This window comes from Actinoallomurus sp. CA-150999 (assembly GCF_050942425.1).
Taxonomy (GTDB): domain Bacteria; phylum Actinomycetota; class Actinomycetes; order Streptosporangiales; family Streptosporangiaceae; genus Actinoallomurus.
In genome coordinates this window covers 11,611,550-11,630,267 of record NZ_CP192063.1, presented here as the reverse complement: position 1 = coordinate 11,630,267, position 18,718 = coordinate 11,611,550, and the positions used below count along the sequence as shown (strand labels likewise).

Genomic DNA, 18,718 nt, shown 5'->3' with positions numbered 1-18,718 from the left:
CGGCCAAACACGCCAAGCACTCCAAACACGCCAAGCATTCCAAGCGCTCCAAGTCCGCTAAGCACGCCAAGCACACGCACGGCGTGGTGCCCGCCGTACATCCCGGGCCGGCCGGTGCCGCCGGGGCAGGCGCCCCTGCCGGACCGGGCTCACTGGTCGCTCCCGCTGGGGCTGGTGCTCCGGTCGCGCCGGCTGGGGCTGGTGTCCCGATCGCCCCGGCTGGAGCGGGCGTCCCGGTCGCTCCCGCTGGGGCTGGCGCTCCGGTCGCTCCAGCCGGAGCCGGTGTCCCGGTCGCGCCGGCCGGGGCGGGTGCGCCGGCCGGTCCGCCGAACACACCGACGGGCGGAGCCGTGTCGCAGTCCACCCAGTCGGCCGTGCCGCTGCTCCCGAACGTCGCTCCGGCCGTGACGCCGGCGGCGTCCCGACCAGAGGGCACTTCCGAGTTGACGGACGTCGCCCCGGCCAGGGCACGGTCGGGACGACGGTCCTGGACGGAGGCACTCGGTATCGCCGTGGTCGTCGAGGCGCTCCTGCTGTGGCTCGCCGGTTTGATCATCGTGCGGCGCGAACACGTGACGCTGCCGCTTCGGAAATGGATCCGCGCGGTGCGGGCGAAGAGCCCCGAGCCGACGCGCTGAGCGCGGCGGTCTCACCGCTCGGGTTCGTTCGGGGGTGGAGAGCCTTGAGCCGACGTGCTGAGTACGGCGGTCTCACCACTCGGGTTCGCCTGGGGTGGAGAGCTTCGAGCTGACGCGCTCAGCACGGCGGCCCCACACCCGGTTTCGGGCGGGCCGTTCCGCGCAATGACCGAGACGCCGCGGCCGGTCGGCGTTCACGCGCCGGGCCTGCGGCGTTCGGCTCATTGCGCGAAACCTGTCGAGCCCGTTGTGATCATTCCCCCGCCACGTGAAAAACGTTCCCTCAAAGGGCGATGGTTATTAGTCTTGCCTGATCGTCGAATTCGTTCACAGGGGAGCCACAATGGCTGCGACGGGGATGACGTGTCCGAAGTGTTCCGGGGTTTGGGACACGCGGGAGCGTAACGGGGTGATGATCGAGGAATGCGTCGGCTGCCAGGGCGTATTCCTCGACCGCGGGGAGTTGGAGCGTTTGATCGACGCGGAGAGCGAGTACCTCGCCAAGCTCGATCCGAGCACGGACGACGCCAACGCGTCGTACCACGGCCGCCATCGACGGGGGATCATGCATCAGATTTTCACGTCCGCCGAATAGCGGGGGCGGTGCTCTGGAGGCGTTCCGCCTCCCAGAGGTCACGATAGGGGCCGCGTCGTTCGACGAGGTCGCGGTGGGGGCCGCGCTGAACGATCCGGCCCCGGTCGAGCACGATCACCTCGTCGGCGGCCGTCAGGGGAGCGAGCCGGTGGGTGACCAGCACGACCGTACGCCGCTCGGCCAGCAGGGCGGTGACGAGGCGATCCGCGGTCGCGAGATCGAGTCCTTCGGTGGGCTCGTCGAGGACGAGCACTGGCGGATCGGCGAGTAGCGCGCGGGCGAGCAGCAGCCGTTGCCGTTGCCCGCCGGACAACCGGGCGTCGCCGGTGGGGGTGTCCCAGCCGTCGGGCAGCCCGTCGATCCAGTCGAGCAGACCGGCGCGGCGTGCGGCGTCGGCCGTTTCGGCGTCGGAGGCGTCCGGCCGTGCCAGCGCCACATTCGCCCGGATCGAGGTGCCGAACACGTGCGCGTCCTGGGTGAGGCCGCGGACGGTCGCGCGTACGTCCCGGGGGTCGTAGGCGCTCTGGAGTGCGTCTCCCAGCAGCACGATGCCCTCGGGCCGTACCTCGCCGGACAGGACGCCGAGCAGAGTGCTCTTGCCAGCGCCGCTCGCGCCGACCACGGCGATCTTCCGCCCGGCGGGGATGCGCAGGTCGATCCCGTCCAGCGCGGTCACGGAGCCGTACGACACCCGGACGCCGCGCAGCTCGATCGCCGGGTGCAGGAGCGGGCGGACCGCCGGCCGCGGCGGTCGGCTGCCCACGGCGGGTGCGGTCCCGACCGTCGAGGCGGTCCTCGCCTGGGCGGTTCTCGTCTGGACGGTCTTGTCCGGGACGGTTCTGTCCGCTCTCGCGGCCCTCGTCGCCCGGTATGGGCCGGACCGAATCGCCTGGCACTCTCCGGGGCGCGGTGGGGCGGCGACCGTACGGTGGACGCGCCGCCCGTCGGCACGTAGCAGGTCGGCGACCCGGCGTGCGGCCGGGCGGATCTCCGACAGCCGCCGCGCGGCGTCCGCGACGGGCAGTACGGCGTCGACCGCGGCGAGCGCCGTCAGGGCGAGGACCGTGACCAGCACACCGTCCGCGCCGTGCCGCCGCGCCGTCCAGATCACGGCGAGTACGGTCGCACCTTGAACGGCCGTGCCGAGTGCCGCGATCGCCGCCTCCACCGCCCCGGCCCGCCGCTCGAGCCGGGCCAGCCGGGCCGCTGTGATGTCCGCGCGGGCGACGAAGCGCTCGGTCGCGCCGAACGCGGCGAGGTCCACCGCGCCGCGTTCCAGGTCGAGGCCGTGAACGGCGAGGTCGGAGCGGGCGTCGGCGGCGCGGCCGGCGTCCGCCCGGGCGGCGAGGGCCGCGAGGGCGGGCAGGACCGTTCCGGCGAGGACCGCGCCGACGGCCAGGACCACTCCCGCCGCGGGCAGTAGGAGCGAGGTCACCACGATCGCGGCCGCACCGGTGATCCAGGAGATCGCGGCGGGAAGGAGACAGCGCAGCAGCAGGTCCTGGACCGCCTCGACGTCGGAGACCATCCGCTGGACGGCGTCCGCGTCCCGGAACGGGGCCGGAGAGCCCTGTTCGGCCGGGTCTGTGGAGCGGCGCAGCGCCTCGTAGACGCGAACGCGTAGACCGGCGAGGACGCGGAGCGCGGCGTCGTGGCCGGCGAGTCGCTCGGTATAGCGGAGTACGCCCCGGAACAGCGCGAACGCCCGTACGCCAACGATGGCCAGAGCGAGTACCGACAGCGGTGGGTGCTGCCCCGCCCGTGCGATCAGCCAGGCGGCGGTCGCGGTGAGCGCGACCGCGCACAGCTCCGCGCCCGCCCCGGCGGCCAGCGCGGCGACCAGGCGAGGTGCCTCACGCGGACCGAACAACCGAAGCACCGACCGCCCATGCGTCAGCCGGGCGTCACCTTCACCGATCACGCGTACACCTCCCGTCCGGACAGGTGGATCACGCGGTCGGCGAGGGACAGCAGCGCCGGGCGGTGGGCGACGAGCAGCGCGGTGCGCCCGTCGAGCAGGCGGCGGGCGGCCTCGGTGACCGCCGATTCGGCCACCAGATCGAGCCGCGCGGTGGGCTCGTCCAGCACCACGATCGGCGCGTCCAGCAGGTACGCGCGCGCGATCGCGACGCGCTGCCGCTGGCCGGTGGACAGGCCGACCCCTCGTTCACCGAGGGGCGTCTCGTATCCGCCGGGCAGCGCGGTGATGAAGTCGTGCGCGGCGGCGGCCTCAGCGGCGGCGCGTACGGCGCCGTCCCCCGCGTCCGGTCGGCCGAGCCGGATGTTGTCGGCGACCGTACCGGCGAACAGATACGGGCGCTGCGGCACGTACGCGACGCGGCGGCGCCACCCGGCCAGGTCGAGGTCGGCGAGGTCGACGCCGTCGATCGTGATCCGGCCGCTCTCGGGGACGACGAAGCCGAGCACCGCCCGCAGGAGCGTGCTCTTGCCGGCGCCGCTCGGCCCGGCAAGCGCCACCCGTTCACCGGGCGCGACGGTCAGGTCGAAGCCGTCAAGGGCGGGCACGTCCGCGCCGGGGTACCGGACGACGAGTCCCGCGACCTCGATCTGCGCCGCCGGCCGCTCCGAACGGGCCCTGTGGGCGGAGCCGGCCTCGGCAACGGGCGCGGTCACCGTGCCGCGCCGCTCGGGAACGGCCGATTGGGCGATCGGTACCGTGCCGGGCCGCTGGGGAGTAGTGGGTTCGATGAGGGTTCCCGTTCCTGCGTCGGGCGGCTGCGGAATGGCAGGCCCGGTGGGGGCCGTCGGTGCCGTGCTGGGGTGGTGGGGAGTAGCGGGTTCGGCGAGGATGGCCGTCCCCGTGCGGGGCGGCTGCGGAGTGGCAGGCTCGGTGGGGATCGTCGGTGCCGTGCCGGGGTGGTGGGGAGTAGCGGGTTCGGCGAGGATGGCCGTCCCCATGCGGGAAGGTTGCGGAATGGCAGGCTCGGTGAGGGCCGTCGGTACCGTGCCGCGCCGTTGAGGAGTGGCGGGTTCGGCAAGGGTTCCCGTTCCTGCATGGGGCGGTTGCGGAACGGCGGGGCCGGTGAGGATCGTCGGTGCCGCGCCGGGGCGCTGGGAAGTGGGACGTTCGGCGAGGATTGCCGTCACCTGGTTGAGGACGGCGCGCCCCTCGGCTGCGGCGTGGAAGCGGGTGCCGAGGAGCCGCAGCGGCAGGTACGCCTCGGGTGCCAGCAGCAGGACCAGCAGCGCCGTCCGGAGATCGAGTGAACCGTCCAGCAGCCGCAGTCCGGCCGGCACGGCCACCAGTGCCACCGACAGCGTGCCGACGATTTCCAGCACGAACGAGGACAGGAACGCGATCCGCAGCGTGCGCACGGTCGCGCGCCGATGGCCGTCCGCCATCGCCCGGACCACCTCGGTCTGCGCCTCGTCCCGGCCGTACGCCCGGAGCGTCGGCAGCCCGGCCACCACGTCGAGGAAGTGGCCGCCGAGCCGGTGCAGCAGGCCCCACTGCCGCTCGGTCGCCTGCTTGGTCTTCCACCCGACGAGCGCGCCGAAGACCGGGAGGAGCGGCAGCGTCACCAGGATGACCAGAGCCGACGGCCAGTCCGCGATGGCCAGCCGTACGAGCACGATCAGCGGGACGACCGCGGCGGCGTACCGCTGAGGCAGGTAGCCGCCGAAGTAGGAATCGAGGGCGTCGAGCCCGCGCCCGAGCAGCGTCACATCGCCCCGCAAGCCGCCATAGCCACCGGCACCGCTGGAGCTGGCAACGCGGCTGGAGCCCTCGCTTGAGCCATCGGGGCCGGTGCGGCTAGCGCCACCATGTGAGCCGCCGAAAGCGCCGCCGCCACCACCGCCGGGACTGCCCGCACCGCCGGGACTGCCCGCACCCCCGGTACCACTGGCGCCGCCGTGACCGCCGGAGAGGCGTGAGCTGGCGGCTTCGTGCCGGAGCAGGCGGGCGCGCAGCTCGCGCTTGCGGCGGGCTGCCGTCCACCGGAACGCCGTGCCCTGTCCCGCGAGGAGGACGGCGCGGCCGGCGACGACCGCGACCAGCGGCAGCAGCACGGCGCTTCCGGCCAGTACCCGGGACAGCAGGTCGGCTTGGGCCACGACGAGCGCGCCCTGGGCGAGGGCGAACAGCAGGTACGTCATCACAGGTACGACGGCTTGTCGACTCGGCCGCGGAAGGTCCACCACACCCATGCCTGGGCGGCGACCAGGAGCGGAAGCATCGGGCCGGCGACCGCGAGCGTGAGGGCGGCTTCGTGTGCGAGGTCGGCGTCCGGCAGGTTCAGGCCGGCGAGGACGGGCACGGCCGTGATCGCGAGCGCGGACGCCGCCAGCGCCCAGCCGTCTCGGGCCCAGCTGCCCCGGGCAGAACCGTTCCCGGCGTGGCCGTCTCGCGCCTGGTCGTTCCCGGCCTGGTGGTCCCGGTCCCGGCTGTCTCGGGCAGAGCCGTTCCCGGCCTGGTCGCCCTGCGCCTGGCCGTTCCCGGCTTGGCCGTCCCGGGCCCAGCTGTCTCGGGCGGAGCCGCTCCCGGCGTGGCCGTCCCGCGCCTGGTCGTTCCCGCTCTGGGCGGCCGCCGGGCGGGCGAGTGTCATCCACACCCCGGCGAGTACCGTCGCGAGCAGGGCCGCGGCGGGGACCGTCGCCGTCAGGTCGTCGGCTCCGGCGCCGACGAGGCAGGGCACGCCCGCCAGGAGCGCCGCCCGTACGACCCACCGTGCCACCGCACGCGCGGTCTCGGTCCCGAGCCGTACGGTGGCGAAGACCGCGCCGTGCAGCGCGAACAGGCCACACGTCGTCACGGCGAACAGCGGACCGCCGCCGCCCATGAGCGCGCCGACCGCCACGCCCCACGATGCCGCGACTCCCCAGCTGCCCGCGACGATCGCCGCGTCCCAGGCCGTTCGCCACGTGTCTTCCGTACGGCGCCCGCGCAGCCATAGGCCCATGTCGCGGACGATCCAGGCGGGGACGAGGATGCTCAGCGCGCCCCACGTCCGCCCGAACAGGTCGGCCTCGAGGATGGGGAACAGCGCGGTCAGCAGGCCGGCCGAGCCGACCAGCCACACCTCGTTGCCGAGGAAGAACGGCGCGATCGTGGCGATGGTCAGCCGGCGTTCGCGGCCGAGGAAGGGCAGCAGCATGCCGACGCCGATGTCGGCGCCGCCGAGTACGAAGTAGCCGACGAGGAAGAAGCCGAGCAGGCAGAACGCGAAGGTCTCCACGGATGGCTCCCGATCAGAAGGAGGGGACGGGCTCGGGTCGGACGGCGGGTTCGGGCCGGCCGAGCGCGGAGCCGTCCGGGCCCTGTCGCGCGTACCGCCGCAGCAGCGCGATGTTCACCACGACGAGGACCGCGAACAGGGCCGTCACGCCCGTGAAGACCGCGATCATCGCTCCGTGCCCGATCGGGCGTACGGCGTCCTCGGTGCGCAGCACGCCGTAGATCAGCCAGGGCTGGCGGCCGGCCTCGCGGTAGATCCAGCCGGCGAGCATCGCCACGTACGGCACGGGGAGGGTCATCATCACGACGCGCAGGAAGATCCGCCCCCGGAGGAGCCAGCCGGTGAACGGCAGCTTCACCAGCGCCATGACGGCCACGACGAACATCCACAGCCAGGCGAACATCATCGCCTCGGCCCCGAACTCGGTCATGAACGGCACGCCGGCCGAGTCATGCACGTACGGGAACTGGACGCCGCCGAACACGACCGCCGGCACGATGGCGGCGACGACCGAGATCAGGCCGATCCGCAGCGACCGGCGGTAGAACTCCGTCTCGCCGGACCGACGCAGGTGCCACGCGCTCACTCCGGTCATGAAGAAGCCCGCGGTGAGGAACGCGCCGGCCGTGATGTGACCGAGCGGCAGGAGCGCCGCCGGGTTGGTGAACAGCGCCCCGGCGGAGTCGACGCGCAGCTCGCCGCCGACGCGCAGGTACCCGACCGGGTTCTTCAGGAAGCCGTTGGCGACGAGGATGAAGTACGCCGAGAGGTACGCGGTCAGCGTGACGACCCAGATCAGCGCGAGGTGGGCGTACCGGTTCAGCCGGTCCCAGCCGAAGATCCACAGGCCGAGGAACGTCGACTCGATGAAGAACGCGACGAGGGTCTCCATCGCGAGCGGCGCCCCGAAGACGTCACGGGCGTGATCGGTCAGCCCGGGCCAGTTCAGCCCGAACTGGAACTCCATCAGCAGGCCGGTGACGATCCCCACCGCGTAGTTGATGACGTACAGCTGGCCCCAGAACCGCACCATGCGGAGATGCACGGCGCTCTCGCCGAAGACCGCCCTGGTCTGCATGATCGCGACGAGCGTCGCGAGCCCGAGTGTCAGCGCGACGAACAGGAAATGGGTGCCCGCCGTCAGGGCGAACAGCCATCGGGCAAGCGACAGTGTGCTCAACGATCCCTCCAGGTCCGGTCGCGGTCCGGTGGACGCGCGCGACGGGGCCCCTGGCGAGGTCCCAGGGGCCGACACCCTGGAAGCAAATCGGACACGGAGGGCGTACGGCGTCCGGCTGCGCTCTACATTCGCGATACACCTCGCGATGCACCCGGCACCCGCGCCGTACCGCGCGGAGTGTAGAACCTCCTCCGGAAGGAGGAGCGAGGTCGAGGGGATCGGGCGGCCCGGTCTCAAGCGGATACCGCTGGGTGATCAGCCGAGCCGGCTCGGGCGTTCCAGCCCGGTCTCGAGCGGAAACGGCCGAGGATCAGCCGAGCCAGCCTGGGCGTACCAGCCCGGACTCGTACGCCAGGACGACGAGTTGCGCGCGGTCGCGGGCGCGCAGCTTGGTGAGGACCCGGCTGACGTGCGTCTTCGCCGTCGCCGGGCTGACGACGAGTCGTTCGGCGATCTCGTCGTTGGACAGTCCGGCCGCGACGAGTTCGAGGACCTCGCGTTCGCGGTCGGTGAGGGCGTTGAGCTCGACGGACGGCGGGGGCTCCTTGATCCGCGCCGCGAACTCAGCGATCAGCCGGCGGGTGACCGACGGTGCGAGCAGCGCGTCACCTCGGGCGGCGACCCGGACCGCGTGGATCAGTTCGATCGGCTCGGTGTCCTTCACCATGAACCCGCTGGCCCCGGCCTTCAGCGCGCTGTACACGTAGTCGTCCAGGTCGAACGTCGTGAGGATCACGACCTTGACGTCGCGGAGCCGCTCGTCGGCGACGATCCGCCGGGTCGCCTCGAGCCCGTCGAGCACGGGCATCCGGATGTCCATGAGGACGACGTCGGGCCGCTCGGCCGCCGCGAGGCGCACGGCCTCGGCACCGTCGCCGGCCTCGGCGATCACGCTGATGTCGTCCTCGTTGTCGAGGATCGAGCGGAACCCGGCCCGTACGAGCGTCTGGTCGTCGGCCAGGACGACCCTGATCGGGGGATGCACCTCCCAATCATCACATCAGGTCCCATCGCGGGGCACGTCACCGCCGAGGCCCGCCTGCGGGCGGGCCCACTGCGCACGTCAGGCCGAGGCGAGCGGCCAGGTGGTCTCGACCCTCGTCGGGGACAGACCGAAGACCTCTGCCACGGCGTCCGGATCCGCCGGAGCATCCGGATGCGCCAGCAGGTCGGCGACGGTCGGGGGCGGCCCGGGCATGTTCGCCGCCTGCTCGACGGAGACCCGCGCGATGGGCACGGAGCGCCCGTTGATCCGCTCCACCATTTCCACGACGGTGAACTCGCTCGGGCCGACGAGGTCGTACGTGCCCGTCCGTCCCGCGCCCTCGGCGGCCTTGATGAGCGCAGCGACCACGTCGTCGGTGTGCACGGGTCGGAAGCGCTGGGTGCCGTCGCCGATCACCCGTACCGGGGCATCGGGGCGTGCCTGGCGGAACATCAGCTCGAACGGGCTCGGGGCCTGCCGCCCTCCGGCGATCGGATGGATCCGGAAGATCACGCTGTCGGTGCCGGACTTCCGCAGGGCGTCCTCTGCCCGGCCCTTCGACCGGACGTACCAGTTCGGATGCGCGGAGTCGGCCGCCACGTAGGACACGTAGACGAGCCGGCACGAGGGGTCGGCGGCCTCGGCGACCAGGCGTGCGGTGGCGACGTTGCCGGCCTCGTAGCTCTCCTCGTCGCGGGCGGCGAAGACGCCGCTCAGGTGGATGACGGCCGAGGCGTTCGCGATCGCCTTCGTGGCCTCCGGCGATGTCGTCCAGTCGGGAATGACCTCGTCGGCGGGAAGATCTTCGAGCGTGCGCGTCAGTGCGATCACGCGCCTCCCGCGCTCGGCGAGGCGGGGCAGGAGGTGGCGTCCGGTCCGGCTGTTGGCGCTGGTCACGACGATGGTGCGCATGGAGTTCGACATCACTGTTCCTCTTCTCGCGCAATGTGTGCTGTGCGAACATATGGCACAGCAAATATTCGCGCAACACCTAACCTGGAGGCATGGATGCGATCGAGGAGTTCGGCCTGCTGCTCAAGGCCGTCACGCGCGAGACGGACCGGCGGATCAACGATCTGCTCCGGCCGCTCGGGATCACGACGAGCCAGGCCGAGGCCCTGCAGCTTCTCGATCGGTACGGCCCGCTCTCCCTCGGCGAACTGGGCACCCTCGTGATCGCGGAAGGAGGTCATCCCAGCCGGCTCGTCGACCGTCTCGTGGCCGCGGGATTCGCCGAGCGTCGGCACGCCAGTGACGACCGGCGGCGCATCGAGATCTCCTGTACACCGCGTGGCAGCGAGCTCGCCCAAGCGGCCCGGGAGCGGAAGGCGCTGTTCCGTACGTGGTTGGCGGAGCGCCTGAGCGAGGCCGACCTCGCGCCGACCATCGCGTTGCTCGACGCCTGCCTGGCGGAGACGCCGCTGGCCGAAACGGTACGTCAACGCCGCACGCGGTCTCTCGCAGGCGAGGACGCCGCGGGCGACCCGGCCTGAGTCGGCACGTCCCATCGCGGGGCCAGACCGCACGTACCCTTTGCCGCTGATGAAACTACTTGACGAGTTGGAAAGTAGTTGCCATCGTGGACAGCGATCAAGGGAGGCTTCTCATGTCCGAGCGTGACACGCACGACGCGATGGACGCCGCGGCCGCGCTGGCCCGCGCCCAGGACCTGGACTCCGCGGTACGGGGCGGTTCCCGGTGGGCCGTTCGCTATCAGCTGGTCTATGGGGCTGCGATCGCCATCACCGTGACCGTGGTCGGCCTGCTCGGCCACCCCGTCGGCACCGTGGTCGGCACGGTCTTCTGGCTCGTGACCCTCGCCGCGCTGATCGTCTACGCGTTGCGGCAGCCGGTGATCCGGCGGGGATTCGGGCAACGTCACAGCCTGGCGCTCGGCGCGTCGACGATGCTCTACATCGGGACGCTGTTCACCGGCACTTCCTACTTCGAGGGCGATCCGGCCTGGTGGCTGCCCGGAGCCGTGGTCGTGGCCCTGCCCGCGTTCATCGGCGCCTACGTGGCGGCGCGGCGATGACCCATCCACGCCATGGCCTCGACGAGGTGATCCACTCGCCGGTGCGCTTCTCCATCGTGGCGACCCTGGCGGCCTCGGAGAAGGCCGAGTTCGGGTACGTCCGCGACACCGTGGAGGTGAGCGACTCGGTCCTGTCCAAGCAGGTGGCCGTGCTGGAGAAGGCCGACTACGTCAAGGTCACCAAGGGCTACGTCGGCAAGCGGCCCCGCACCTGGTTGGCACTGACCTCCGACGGCCGGGCGGCTTTCGCCGCCCACTGCCAGGCGCTGCGCGCCATCGCGGGCGATGCCTGACCCACCGTGTCACGCGACGAGGCGCGCCACCAGTGGACGTTCGTGTTTGGGCAACTCGGCCAGACCACGGCGCACAACGAGAGCGGCCGAGATGAGAGCGCAGGCGCGTGCTGTCTCGACGGCGACATGGTCCACTTCGCCGAGCTTCGCGTTGCGGAGCCAGGCGGACACTTCTGCCCAGGAGTACAAGCTCGCTTTGGGCCGCGCCACTCGAGGAGCGGGAAACCCCCCCGGGCCTCGATCACCACTGATCCAGTAACGCGCCGACGCGGCGGTGACCTTCGCGCGGTCGGCGATGTCCTCGGCAGTCACCAGATCTTCAGTGACACCGATCGCAGTCATCCCGGCCTTCTCTACATCCATGACCGCCGAGATGATCGCTTGCACCGCGTCGTCGGCCTCGCGGGAGAACATGATCGACCCGCCGTCATGGCCTGCCTGGATCGTGGCGTCGATCCCGTCGGCCGCGCATTGACTGGCGCCGGGGTGCTCGATGATCGGGCGTCGTGAGAGGCAATCGTCAGCGCGTTTCCGCGTGTGGCGGGGAGGCGTCGTTGGCGGGGGTCAGCGGGAGGGAGGCGCGGACGAGGAAGCCGCCGCCGGGGCGGGTGTTCGCGGTCAGGGCGCCGCCGATGGTGGCGGCGCGCTCGCGCATCCCGCGGATGCCGTTGCCCGCCGCGGCGTCGGAGCCGCGCCCGTCGTCGGTGATCTCCACGGTGACCTGGCCGGCGTCGTACCTGACGAGGACCGTGGCGGTGGCGGGACCGGCGTGGCGGATGGCGTTGGTCAGGGCCTCCTGGATGATGCGGTAGGCGGTCAGGTCGACCGTCGACGGCAGCGGGGTCCGGTCGCCGGAGACGGTCAGCTCGACGGGGAGCCCGGCGTTCCGCGTCTGGGCGATGAGCTCGTCCAGGTGGTCGAGTGAGGGCACCGGCGTCAGCGGCTGGGCCTCGTCGACCTGGCGGAGCACGCCGAGGGTCGTGCGCAGTTCGCGCAGTGTCTCCTTGCTCGCGTCCTTGATCGCGCTCAGTGCGGCGTACGCCTGCTCGGGGTCGCGCCGGTGCAGCGCGGCGCCCGCCTGCACGTTGATGAGCGAGATCTTGTGCGCGAGCACGTCGTGCAGTTCCCGGGCGATGCGCAGCCGCTCCTCGGTGGCCCGCCGTAGCGCCTCTTCCTCGCGGGTGCGCTCGGCCTCCGCGACCCGTCGCCGGGCCTCGTCGAGGTAGGCGCTGTGGTAGCGGGTCACCTCGCCGGCGATGACGACGACCAGCACCCACGCCAGCACGCCGAGGAACCGGAACAGGTCCGGCCGGTGCCCGACACCGAATTCGGCGACCGCGAAGACCGACAGTCCCGCCGCCGTGCCGACGTACGCGGCGACCCGCTGGCCCTGCGCGGCGGCCAGGTAGGAGGCGACCGCGAATGTCGCCATCTCCATCCCGTCCGGGAAGGGGCCGACGTAGTAGTACGCGGTCGAGACGGCGACGACCGTCGTCGCGAGGACCGGGGCGCGGCGGCGGAGGGCCAGCGCGACCACGCCGACGCCCATCATGAGGTACGCCTTGGGCCCGACCGCCGTGATGCCGCCGGCGTGCCACATCGTGCTGACGATCACGATCACGGCGACGACCGCGGCGACCAGGAAGTCGGCGCGTTGCCCGCTGGGCAGCCGGGGCTTCTTCACCTCTCGCACGGTATCCGAGCCCGCCGGGTTGTCACGCGGGTGACAACGGGGCTCCGGCGAATGTGGTGTACGAGGCAAGTCGCCGCTCCGCACCTCGCGATAGCGTCACGCGGTCACGATGATCACGGGTGGTGTCGGCCTTGGCGCCGGGGCGAGGCAGGGAGTGCGGATATGGCACTGATCGGGCGCCGTGTCGACTCCGATGCCCTGAACGAGCCGCTCATCGCGTCGGTGGCCCGCTGGGCGGCGGAGATGCCGTCCACGCCGGCCTTCACGTTCGTCGATTACGCCGCTGACTCTGAACGGCACACGCTCACGTGGGGTCAGGTGCACCGGCGGGCGCGGGCCATCGCCGCCCGGCTGCGTGAGGTGGCCGAGCCCGGGGAGCGCGTCGCGCTGCTCATGCCGCAGGGCCTCGAGTACCTCACGACGATGATCGGCGCGTTGTACGCCCGGCTCATCGCGGTTCCGCTCTTCTCGCCGGACCTGCCGGGCCACGCCGACCGGCTGATCCGCGCGTACGGCGACGCGGACCCGTCCGTGGCCGTGACGACGACGGCGGCGCTCCCGCAGGTGGAGCGGTTCCTGGACGAGCAGAGCGCGCCGCGTCCCAAGGACGTCGTCCTCGCCGACGCCGTCGCCGTCTCGCTCGCCGCGTCGTGGCAGGGCGAGGAGCTCGCCCTGGACGACGTCGCGTACCTGCAGTACACGTCGGGGTCGACCCGGGCGCCGGCCGGGGTTCAGATCACGCATCGGAACCTCACCGCGAACGCGCTGCAGGTGTGGACCGGGTACGAGGCGCGGCCCGGAGAGACCGTCGGCGTGAGCTGGCTGCCGCTGTTCCACGATATGGGCCTGATCCTGTCGCTGGCGCTGCCGTTGGTCCACGGCAACCACGTCGTGCTCACGGATCCGGTGGCGTTCGTGATGCAGCCGCTGCGCTGGCTGGAACTGCTGTCCGAGCAGGACGACGTGGTCACCGCGGGGCCGAACTTCGCGTACGAGTACTGCGCCTCCCGCGTCACCGAGGAGGAGAAGGCCCGGCTCCGGCTCGGCGGGGTGCGGGTCGCGCTGAACGGGGCGGAGCCGATCCGGCCCGGCACGGTGAGCGGCTTCGCCGACGCGTTCGGCGAGGCGGGGCTGCGCTCCGAGGCGCAGTCGCCGGGGTACGGCCTCGCCGAGGCCACCGTCTATGTCACCAGCAAGACGCGAGGGGAACCGCGGTTCACCGCCTTCGACCGGGCGGCGCTGACCGAGGGCGTGGCGCGGCCGGGCACGGACGCCGTCCTCGTCTCCTGCGGCACGCCGACCGGTCAGGCCGTCGCCATCGTCGGCCCTGAGACCCGGGCCGAGGTGCCCGACGGGCAGGTCGGCGAGATCTGGGTGAACGGGCCGAACGTCTCGCCCGGCTACTGGCGCAACCCCGCGAAGACCGCCGAGGTGTTCGGCGCCGTGCTGGAGGACCCGGCCGACGGGCTGCCCGCCGAGGGCTGGCTGCGCACCGGCGACCTCGGCGTCGTCCACGAGGGCGAGCTGTACGTCACCGGCCGGATCAAGGACCTCATCATCATCGACGGCCGCAACCACTATCCCCAGGATGTGGAGGTCAGCGCGCAGCAGGCGCACGAGGGGATCAGACGCGACCACGCGGCGGCCTTCGCGGTCTCCGGCGAGGACGGCGAACGGGTCGTGGTCGTCGCCGAGCGCGGCCGGCGCGGCGAGGGCGTCCCCGTCGAGGACATCGCGCGTGCCGTCCGTCGCGCCGTGAACGCCGTCCACGAGCTGCGCGTGGACGACTTCGTGCTCGTGGAGCCGGGCGGGGTCCCGCGGACGTCCAGCGGCAAGATCGCGCGGAGTGCCTGCCGGGAGCGGTACCTGGCCGGGACACTGCCCGTCGTCCCCTGATGTTCGCCGGTCTGGGACGGCTCGTCCATCGGCGACGGCTGAGCTGCCTCGCGCTGTGCCTGATCTTCATGGTCGTGTCCGGCATGTGGGGAGCGGGCGCGGTCGCGCGGCTGAAGAGCGGCGGCTTCGACGACCCGCACTCCTCCTCGTCGCTCGTCGCCAAGCTGTCCGCGCAGTACTTCAGCAACTCCACGCCCGACGTCTTCGTCATCTACCGCAGCGACCGGCTGACCGTCGACGACCCCCGCTTCCGGGGCGCGGTCACCACGGCGCTCGCCCGCCTGCCCAAGGACAAGGTCCGCAACGTCCTGACGTACTGGAGCCAGACGCCCCGGGTGGCCGAGCTCGCGTCCAAGGACCGGCACGCGACGTTCGCCGCGGTGCAGCTGGCCGGGGACGACACGGCGAAGGCCAGAGAGTACGACGCCATCGCCGGCCTGTTCACCGCGTCGGACCTGAACGTACGGGTCGGCGGCGGCGTGCCGCTCGCCAAGGAGTTCAACACCCAGACCCAGCGTGACCTGGCCCGGGCGGAGACGATCTCGTTCCCGGTGCTGCTCGTCCTGATGCTCTTCGTGTTCGGCAGCCTCGGGGCCTTCTGGCTGCCGCTCGTCGTCGGGGTCTTCTCCATCGTCGGCGCGTTCACCGTCCTGCGCCTGCTGACGATGGTCACCGACATCTCCTCGTTCAGCGCCGAGGTCATCACGATGATGGGCCTCGGCCTGGCGATCGACTACTCGCTGTTCATCGTCAACCGGTTCCGGGAGGAGCTGGCGCGCGACACCGACCGGCCGACGGCCCTCGCCAACACGATGGCGACCGCCGGCCGCACCATCGCGTTCTCCGGGATCACGGTGACGACCGCGCTCAGCGGGCTGCTGCTGTTCCCGCAGATGTTCCTGCGCTCGGTCGGCATCGGCGGCATGGCGGTCGTGGCCGTCGCGATCGCCGGCGCGCTGTTCCTGCTGCCCGCGCTGCTCGCCCTCCTCGGCCACCGCGTCGAGTTCGGCCGCATGCCCTGGCGCCGCAGGACGCGCGACGACCGGCGTACGAGCGGCCCGTGGTACCGCTTGGCGACCAGCGTCATGCGCCACCCGATCCTGTACTTCGTCGCCGTCATGACGGTCCTCGGGGTCCTGACCACGCCGTTCCTGCACGTCCGGTTCGGCACCACCGACGTACGGGTGCTGCCCACGAGCAGCCCGAACCGGCAGCTGTACGAGGCGTTCCAGCGGGAGTTCCCGACCGGCTCGAAGGACCCGATCGACGTCGTCCTGTCCGGCGACCTCGTACCGAAGAACTTCGTGCCCACGAAGAAACGGCCGGTCCCGTCGTTCATCACCGACTACGAGGCACGGCTGCGGCAACTGCCCGGCGTCACCAGCGTGGAGATCACCGGATACGCCGAGAAGTACGCCGCCGTGCGGATCTCCGTTCGGCACCAGTACGCGGGCATGAGCGACCAGGCACGGGACCTGGTGCGGCATATCCGCGCGATCCCCCCGCACCGCGAGGCGCTGTACGCCGACGTCGGCGGCGGCACGGCCGCCCAGATGGACCTGATGGACAGCCTGAAACGCGGCCTGCCCACGGTCGGCGCGATCATCGGACTCGTCACGTTCATGCTGCTGTTCATGGCGTTCGGGTCGATCGTGCTGCCGCTCAAGGCCGTCGCCATGAACCTGCTGTCCCTCGGCGCGTCCTTCGGCGCCATCGTCTGGGGTTTCCAGGACGGCCACCTCGCGCGCCTGCTGCACTTCACCCCGACCGGCACGACCGAGCCGACGACCATCATCCTCGTCCTGCTGACGGTCTTCGGACTGTCCATGGACTACGAGGTGTTCCTGCTCAGCCGCGTCCGCGAGGAGTGGGACCGTACGGGGGACAACGCGCGATCCGTCGCCGTCGGGGTGCAGCGCACCGGCGGCATCATCTCCAGCGCGGCGCTGCTGTTCCTCGTGGTGATCGCGGTGTTCTCCACCGCGGACATCATGCTGGTCAAGCTGATCGGCGTCGGCATGTTCGTCGCGATCGTCGTCGACGCCTCCCTCGTACGAATGCTGCTGGTCCCGGCGACGATGCGCTTCCTCGGCGCGGCGAACTGGTGGCTCCCCCGCCCCCTGCGCGCCCTCCACTCCCGCATCGACCTGGGCGAACACGACGACTCTCCCCCCGCCGCGACCGTACGGGCCGGGGAGAGCACGCCCGAGCGCGTACGGGCAGAGCAGAGCGCCCTCACGCCCGGGAACGTACGAGCGTCCGGGGGTGAATCCGCGCCGGCGAGCGTGCGGACGTCCGGGGGTGAATCCGCGCCGGCAAGCGTGCGGACGTCCGGGGGTGAATCCGCGTCGGCGAGCGTGCGGACGTCCGGGGGTGAATCCGCGTCGGCGAGCGTGCGGACGTCCGGGGGTGAATCCGCGTCGGCGAGCGTGCGGACGTCCGGGGGTGAATCCGCGTCGGCGAGCGTGCGGACGTCCGGGGGTGAATCCGCGTCGGCGAGCGTGCGGACGTCCGGGGGTGAATCCGCGTCGGCGAGCGTCCGAGCGTCCGGGGGTGAATTCGAGCCGGGGAGCGTACGGCTGCCCGGCGGGGAACCCGAGGCGGGGAGCGTATGGGCGACCGAGCGCACTGGTCCGAGGCACGCTCCCGAGAGCCCGCCCGCGCCGAGGGTGCGGCGGCAGGCGGCGCGGCTGGCCGAGCTCCGCGCGGAGCGCCGGGCGCTCCGGACCGTCCCCGGGCGGGCGGCACCCACCGACACGGCGCTCCGCACCGCCTCTGACCGAGCCGCCCCCACGGACACGGCGCTCCGGACCACCTCTGACCGAGACGCCCCCACCGACATGGCGCTCCGGACCACCTCTGACCGAGACGCCCCCACCGACATGGCGCTCCGGACCGTCCCCGAACGAGACGCCCCTACCGACACGGCGGACGAGCCCACGCTCGCCGACGAGATCCTGCGTCGGGTCGCGGAGGTCAACGGCCGCGCCCCGGCATCCAAGGAGACGCGCGAGACCGCACCCGGCCGCCGCGCTTCCCGCCCCCAGCGAGAGATCGTTCCCAACCCGGATGGACCCGGGTGGCACTGGAAGACACCGGAGGATTGAGCATGCCAGGTAGTCCGCTGCGCCGCGCGATCGCGTCGACCATGGGCGCGGCCCTGGCCGTCGCGGCGGCGGGGGCCGCTCCCGCCGCGGCGGCGAGCAAGCCGAGTTCGAAGGTTCCGAAGACGGCCACGGCGAGCGACGGCTCGCGCGTCACCGCGCAGAAGTGGCTGACGAGCCACGAGGTGGACCTGACGGTCAAGTCGGTGGCGCTCGGCCAGACGGTCAAGGTGCGGATCCTGGTGCCGAAGGCCTGGAAGACCTCGACGACCAAGAAGTTCCCGGTGCTGTACGCGCTGCACGGCGGCCGGGACCACTATGTGTCGTGGACCCGGAGCACCGACATCGAGACCTACGCGTACCGGTACAACGTCATGGTCGTCATGCCGGAAGGCGGCGTGAACGGGTCATATACGAACTGGTACAACTACGGCAAGTACGGCTCCCCGCAGTGGGAGACCTTCCACAACTTCGAAGTCCGCGAGATCGTGGAACGCGCCTACCACGCCGGCACGTCCCGGGCCGTCATGGGCAACTCCTCCGGCGGGCAGGGCGCGATCACCTACGCGGAGCGGTACCCGGGCCTGTACCGCTACGCCGCCTCGTTCAGCGGCCTGCTGTCGATCCGGTCGGTCGGCGTGCCGGCGCTGCTGATGTTCACGATCGTCGGCGCGGGCGACGGCACCGACCCGTTCCGAATCTGGGGCGTACCGGGTGCCGACGACGTCAACTGGCGCCAGCACGACCCGCTGTACCTGATCCAGCGGCTCAAGGGCACCGGCGTCTACATCTCGGCCGGCACCACCGGCAAGCCCGGCCCCGGCGACAACCCCAAGACCGCGCCGTGGGACATCGGCCTGCTCAGCGAACGGGTCGTCGGTGCCACGGACGTGACCTTCCTCCAGAAGGCCCAGGAGCTCAAGATTCCGATCACGTCGCACATCTACGGCAACGGCCGCCACGCGTGGCCCGCCTGGATCCGTGAGATGCACAACGCCTGGCCCAAGCTCATGGCCGCCATCGGCGCCAAGCGCGTCTGAACCCGGCGCCCCGGCGACCTCTTCCGACTCCGAGCAACGGTATGGAGTCGGAAGAGGCCTT

At 71.9% G+C, this 18,718-nt stretch carries 16 protein-coding genes; 8 read left to right on the top strand and 8 right to left on the bottom strand.

The annotated features are described in order from the left end of the window. Positions 1-350: 350 nt before the first annotated feature. Together ACQP2O_RS53770 and ACQP2O_RS53765 are read left to right on the top strand one after the other, a co-directional pair. Positions 351-638, top strand: coding sequence for a hypothetical protein (locus tag ACQP2O_RS53770; protein ID WP_433178336.1), 288 nt, complete (start codon positions 351-353; stop codon positions 636-638). Between the two features lie 343 nt (positions 639-981). Then, complete coding sequence (locus ACQP2O_RS53765) at positions 982-1,233, top strand: zf-TFIIB domain-containing protein (RefSeq protein ID WP_433178334.1); 252 nt, start codon at positions 982-984, stop codon at positions 1,231-1,233. Here ACQP2O_RS53765 and ACQP2O_RS53760 read toward each other — a convergent pair. The 6 genes from ACQP2O_RS53760 to ACQP2O_RS53735 form a co-directional block, all read right to left on the bottom strand. Next, on the bottom strand, positions 1,217-3,154 hold the full coding sequence (locus ACQP2O_RS53760; RefSeq protein WP_433178332.1) for an amino acid ABC transporter ATP-binding/permease protein: 1,938 nt from the start codon (positions 3,152-3,154) through the stop codon (positions 1,217-1,219). The genes ACQP2O_RS53765 and ACQP2O_RS53760 overlap by 17 nt on opposite strands. After that, complete coding sequence (locus tag ACQP2O_RS53755; RefSeq protein ID WP_433178330.1) at positions 3,151-5,352, bottom strand: ATP-binding cassette domain-containing protein; 2,202 nt, start codon at positions 5,350-5,352, stop codon at positions 3,151-3,153. Before ACQP2O_RS53755 ends, ACQP2O_RS53760 begins: the two co-directional genes overlap by 4 nt. Then, positions 5,352-6,431, bottom strand: coding sequence for a cytochrome d ubiquinol oxidase subunit II (locus ACQP2O_RS53750; protein ID WP_433178328.1), 1,080 nt, complete (start codon positions 6,429-6,431; stop codon positions 5,352-5,354). Before ACQP2O_RS53750 ends, ACQP2O_RS53755 begins: the two co-directional genes overlap by 1 nt. 13 nt (positions 6,432-6,444) lie before the next feature. Then, positions 6,445-7,611, bottom strand: coding sequence for a cytochrome ubiquinol oxidase subunit I (locus ACQP2O_RS53745; RefSeq protein ID WP_433178326.1), 1,167 nt, complete (start codon positions 7,609-7,611; stop codon positions 6,445-6,447). Between the two features lie 310 nt (positions 7,612-7,921). Continuing rightward, the gene (locus tag ACQP2O_RS53740) at positions 7,922-8,596 is read right to left on the bottom strand and encodes a response regulator (protein WP_433178323.1); all 675 of its coding nucleotides are present in this window, start codon (positions 8,594-8,596) and stop codon (positions 7,922-7,924) included. A gap of 78 nt (positions 8,597-8,674) precedes the next feature. After that, positions 8,675-9,520 carry an SDR family oxidoreductase gene (locus ACQP2O_RS53735; RefSeq protein WP_433178321.1) on the bottom strand — a complete coding sequence of 282 codons (846 nt, stop codon included), beginning with the start codon at positions 9,518-9,520 and terminating at the stop codon, positions 8,675-8,677. An 80-nt stretch (positions 9,521-9,600) separates the two neighbouring features. Between ACQP2O_RS53735 and ACQP2O_RS53730 the strand changes: the two genes are divergently transcribed. From ACQP2O_RS53730 to ACQP2O_RS53720, 3 genes are all read left to right on the top strand, one after another. After that, positions 9,601-10,089: a MarR family winged helix-turn-helix transcriptional regulator gene (locus tag ACQP2O_RS53730; protein ID WP_433178318.1), complete on the top strand. Its 489-nt coding sequence runs from the start codon at positions 9,601-9,603 to the stop codon at positions 10,087-10,089. A gap of 113 nt (positions 10,090-10,202) precedes the next feature. Beyond that, complete coding sequence (locus ACQP2O_RS53725; protein WP_433178316.1) at positions 10,203-10,631, top strand: hypothetical protein; 429 nt, start codon at positions 10,203-10,205, stop codon at positions 10,629-10,631. Beyond that, positions 10,628-10,924: a winged helix-turn-helix domain-containing protein gene (locus tag ACQP2O_RS53720; protein ID WP_433178314.1), complete on the top strand. Its 297-nt coding sequence runs from the start codon at positions 10,628-10,630 to the stop codon at positions 10,922-10,924. The genes ACQP2O_RS53725 and ACQP2O_RS53720 overlap by 4 nt, the downstream gene beginning before the upstream one ends. Before the next feature lie 9 nt (positions 10,925-10,933). On the opposite strand, the gene ACQP2O_RS53715 is transcribed toward ACQP2O_RS53720, so the two are convergent. Together ACQP2O_RS53715 and ACQP2O_RS53710 are read right to left on the bottom strand one after the other, a co-directional pair. Beyond that, on the bottom strand, positions 10,934-11,338 hold the full coding sequence (locus tag ACQP2O_RS53715) for a hypothetical protein (RefSeq protein WP_433178312.1): 405 nt from the start codon (positions 11,336-11,338) through the stop codon (positions 10,934-10,936). Positions 11,339-11,444: 106 nt separating this feature from the next. After that, positions 11,445-12,608: a sensor histidine kinase gene (locus ACQP2O_RS53710; protein ID WP_433178311.1), complete on the bottom strand. Its 1,164-nt coding sequence runs from the start codon at positions 12,606-12,608 to the stop codon at positions 11,445-11,447. A gap of 171 nt (positions 12,609-12,779) precedes the next feature. Here ACQP2O_RS53710 and ACQP2O_RS53705 point away from each other — a divergent pair, with 171 nt between their 5' ends. From ACQP2O_RS53705 to ACQP2O_RS53695, 3 genes are read left to right on the top strand one after another with little or no spacing between them, the layout of a single operon-like run. Beyond that, positions 12,780-14,513, top strand: coding sequence for a fatty acyl-AMP ligase (locus ACQP2O_RS53705; protein WP_433178309.1), 1,734 nt, complete (start codon positions 12,780-12,782; stop codon positions 14,511-14,513). Then, positions 14,513-17,620: an MMPL family transporter gene (locus tag ACQP2O_RS53700; protein WP_433178307.1), complete on the top strand. Its 3,108-nt coding sequence runs from the start codon at positions 14,513-14,515 to the stop codon at positions 17,618-17,620. Before ACQP2O_RS53705 ends, ACQP2O_RS53700 begins: the two co-directional genes overlap by 1 nt. Positions 17,621-17,622: 2 nt before the next feature. Next, a complete protein-coding gene (locus ACQP2O_RS53695; protein ID WP_433178306.1) occupies positions 17,623-18,657 on the top strand; it encodes an alpha/beta hydrolase in 1,035 nt (344 codons plus the stop codon). Positions 18,658-18,718: the final 61 nt, after the last annotated feature.

Coding starts and splice junctions, on each gene's coding strand:
- ACQP2O_RS53765 (WP_433178334.1), top strand. CDS start 982: ATGGCTGCGACGGGGATGACGTGTCCGAAGTGTTCCGGGGTTTGGGAC.
- ACQP2O_RS53755 (WP_433178330.1), bottom strand. CDS start 5,352: ATGACGTACCTGCTGTTCGCCCTCGCCCAGGGCGCGCTCGTCGTGGCC.
- ACQP2O_RS53735 (WP_433178321.1), bottom strand. CDS start 9,520: ATGTCGAACTCCATGCGCACCATCGTCGTGACCAGCGCCAACAGCCGG.
- ACQP2O_RS53730 (WP_433178318.1), top strand. CDS start 9,601: ATGGATGCGATCGAGGAGTTCGGCCTGCTGCTCAAGGCCGTCACGCGC.
- ACQP2O_RS53725 (WP_433178316.1), top strand. CDS start 10,203: ATGTCCGAGCGTGACACGCACGACGCGATGGACGCCGCGGCCGCGCTG.
- ACQP2O_RS53720 (WP_433178314.1), top strand. CDS start 10,628: ATGACCCATCCACGCCATGGCCTCGACGAGGTGATCCACTCGCCGGTG.
- ACQP2O_RS53715 (WP_433178312.1), bottom strand. CDS start 11,338: ATGTTCTCCCGCGAGGCCGACGACGCGGTGCAAGCGATCATCTCGGCG.
- ACQP2O_RS53705 (WP_433178309.1), top strand. CDS start 12,780: ATGGCACTGATCGGGCGCCGTGTCGACTCCGATGCCCTGAACGAGCCG.
- ACQP2O_RS53700 (WP_433178307.1), top strand. CDS start 14,513: ATGTTCGCCGGTCTGGGACGGCTCGTCCATCGGCGACGGCTGAGCTGC.
- ACQP2O_RS53695 (WP_433178306.1), top strand. CDS start 17,623: ATGCCAGGTAGTCCGCTGCGCCGCGCGATCGCGTCGACCATGGGCGCG.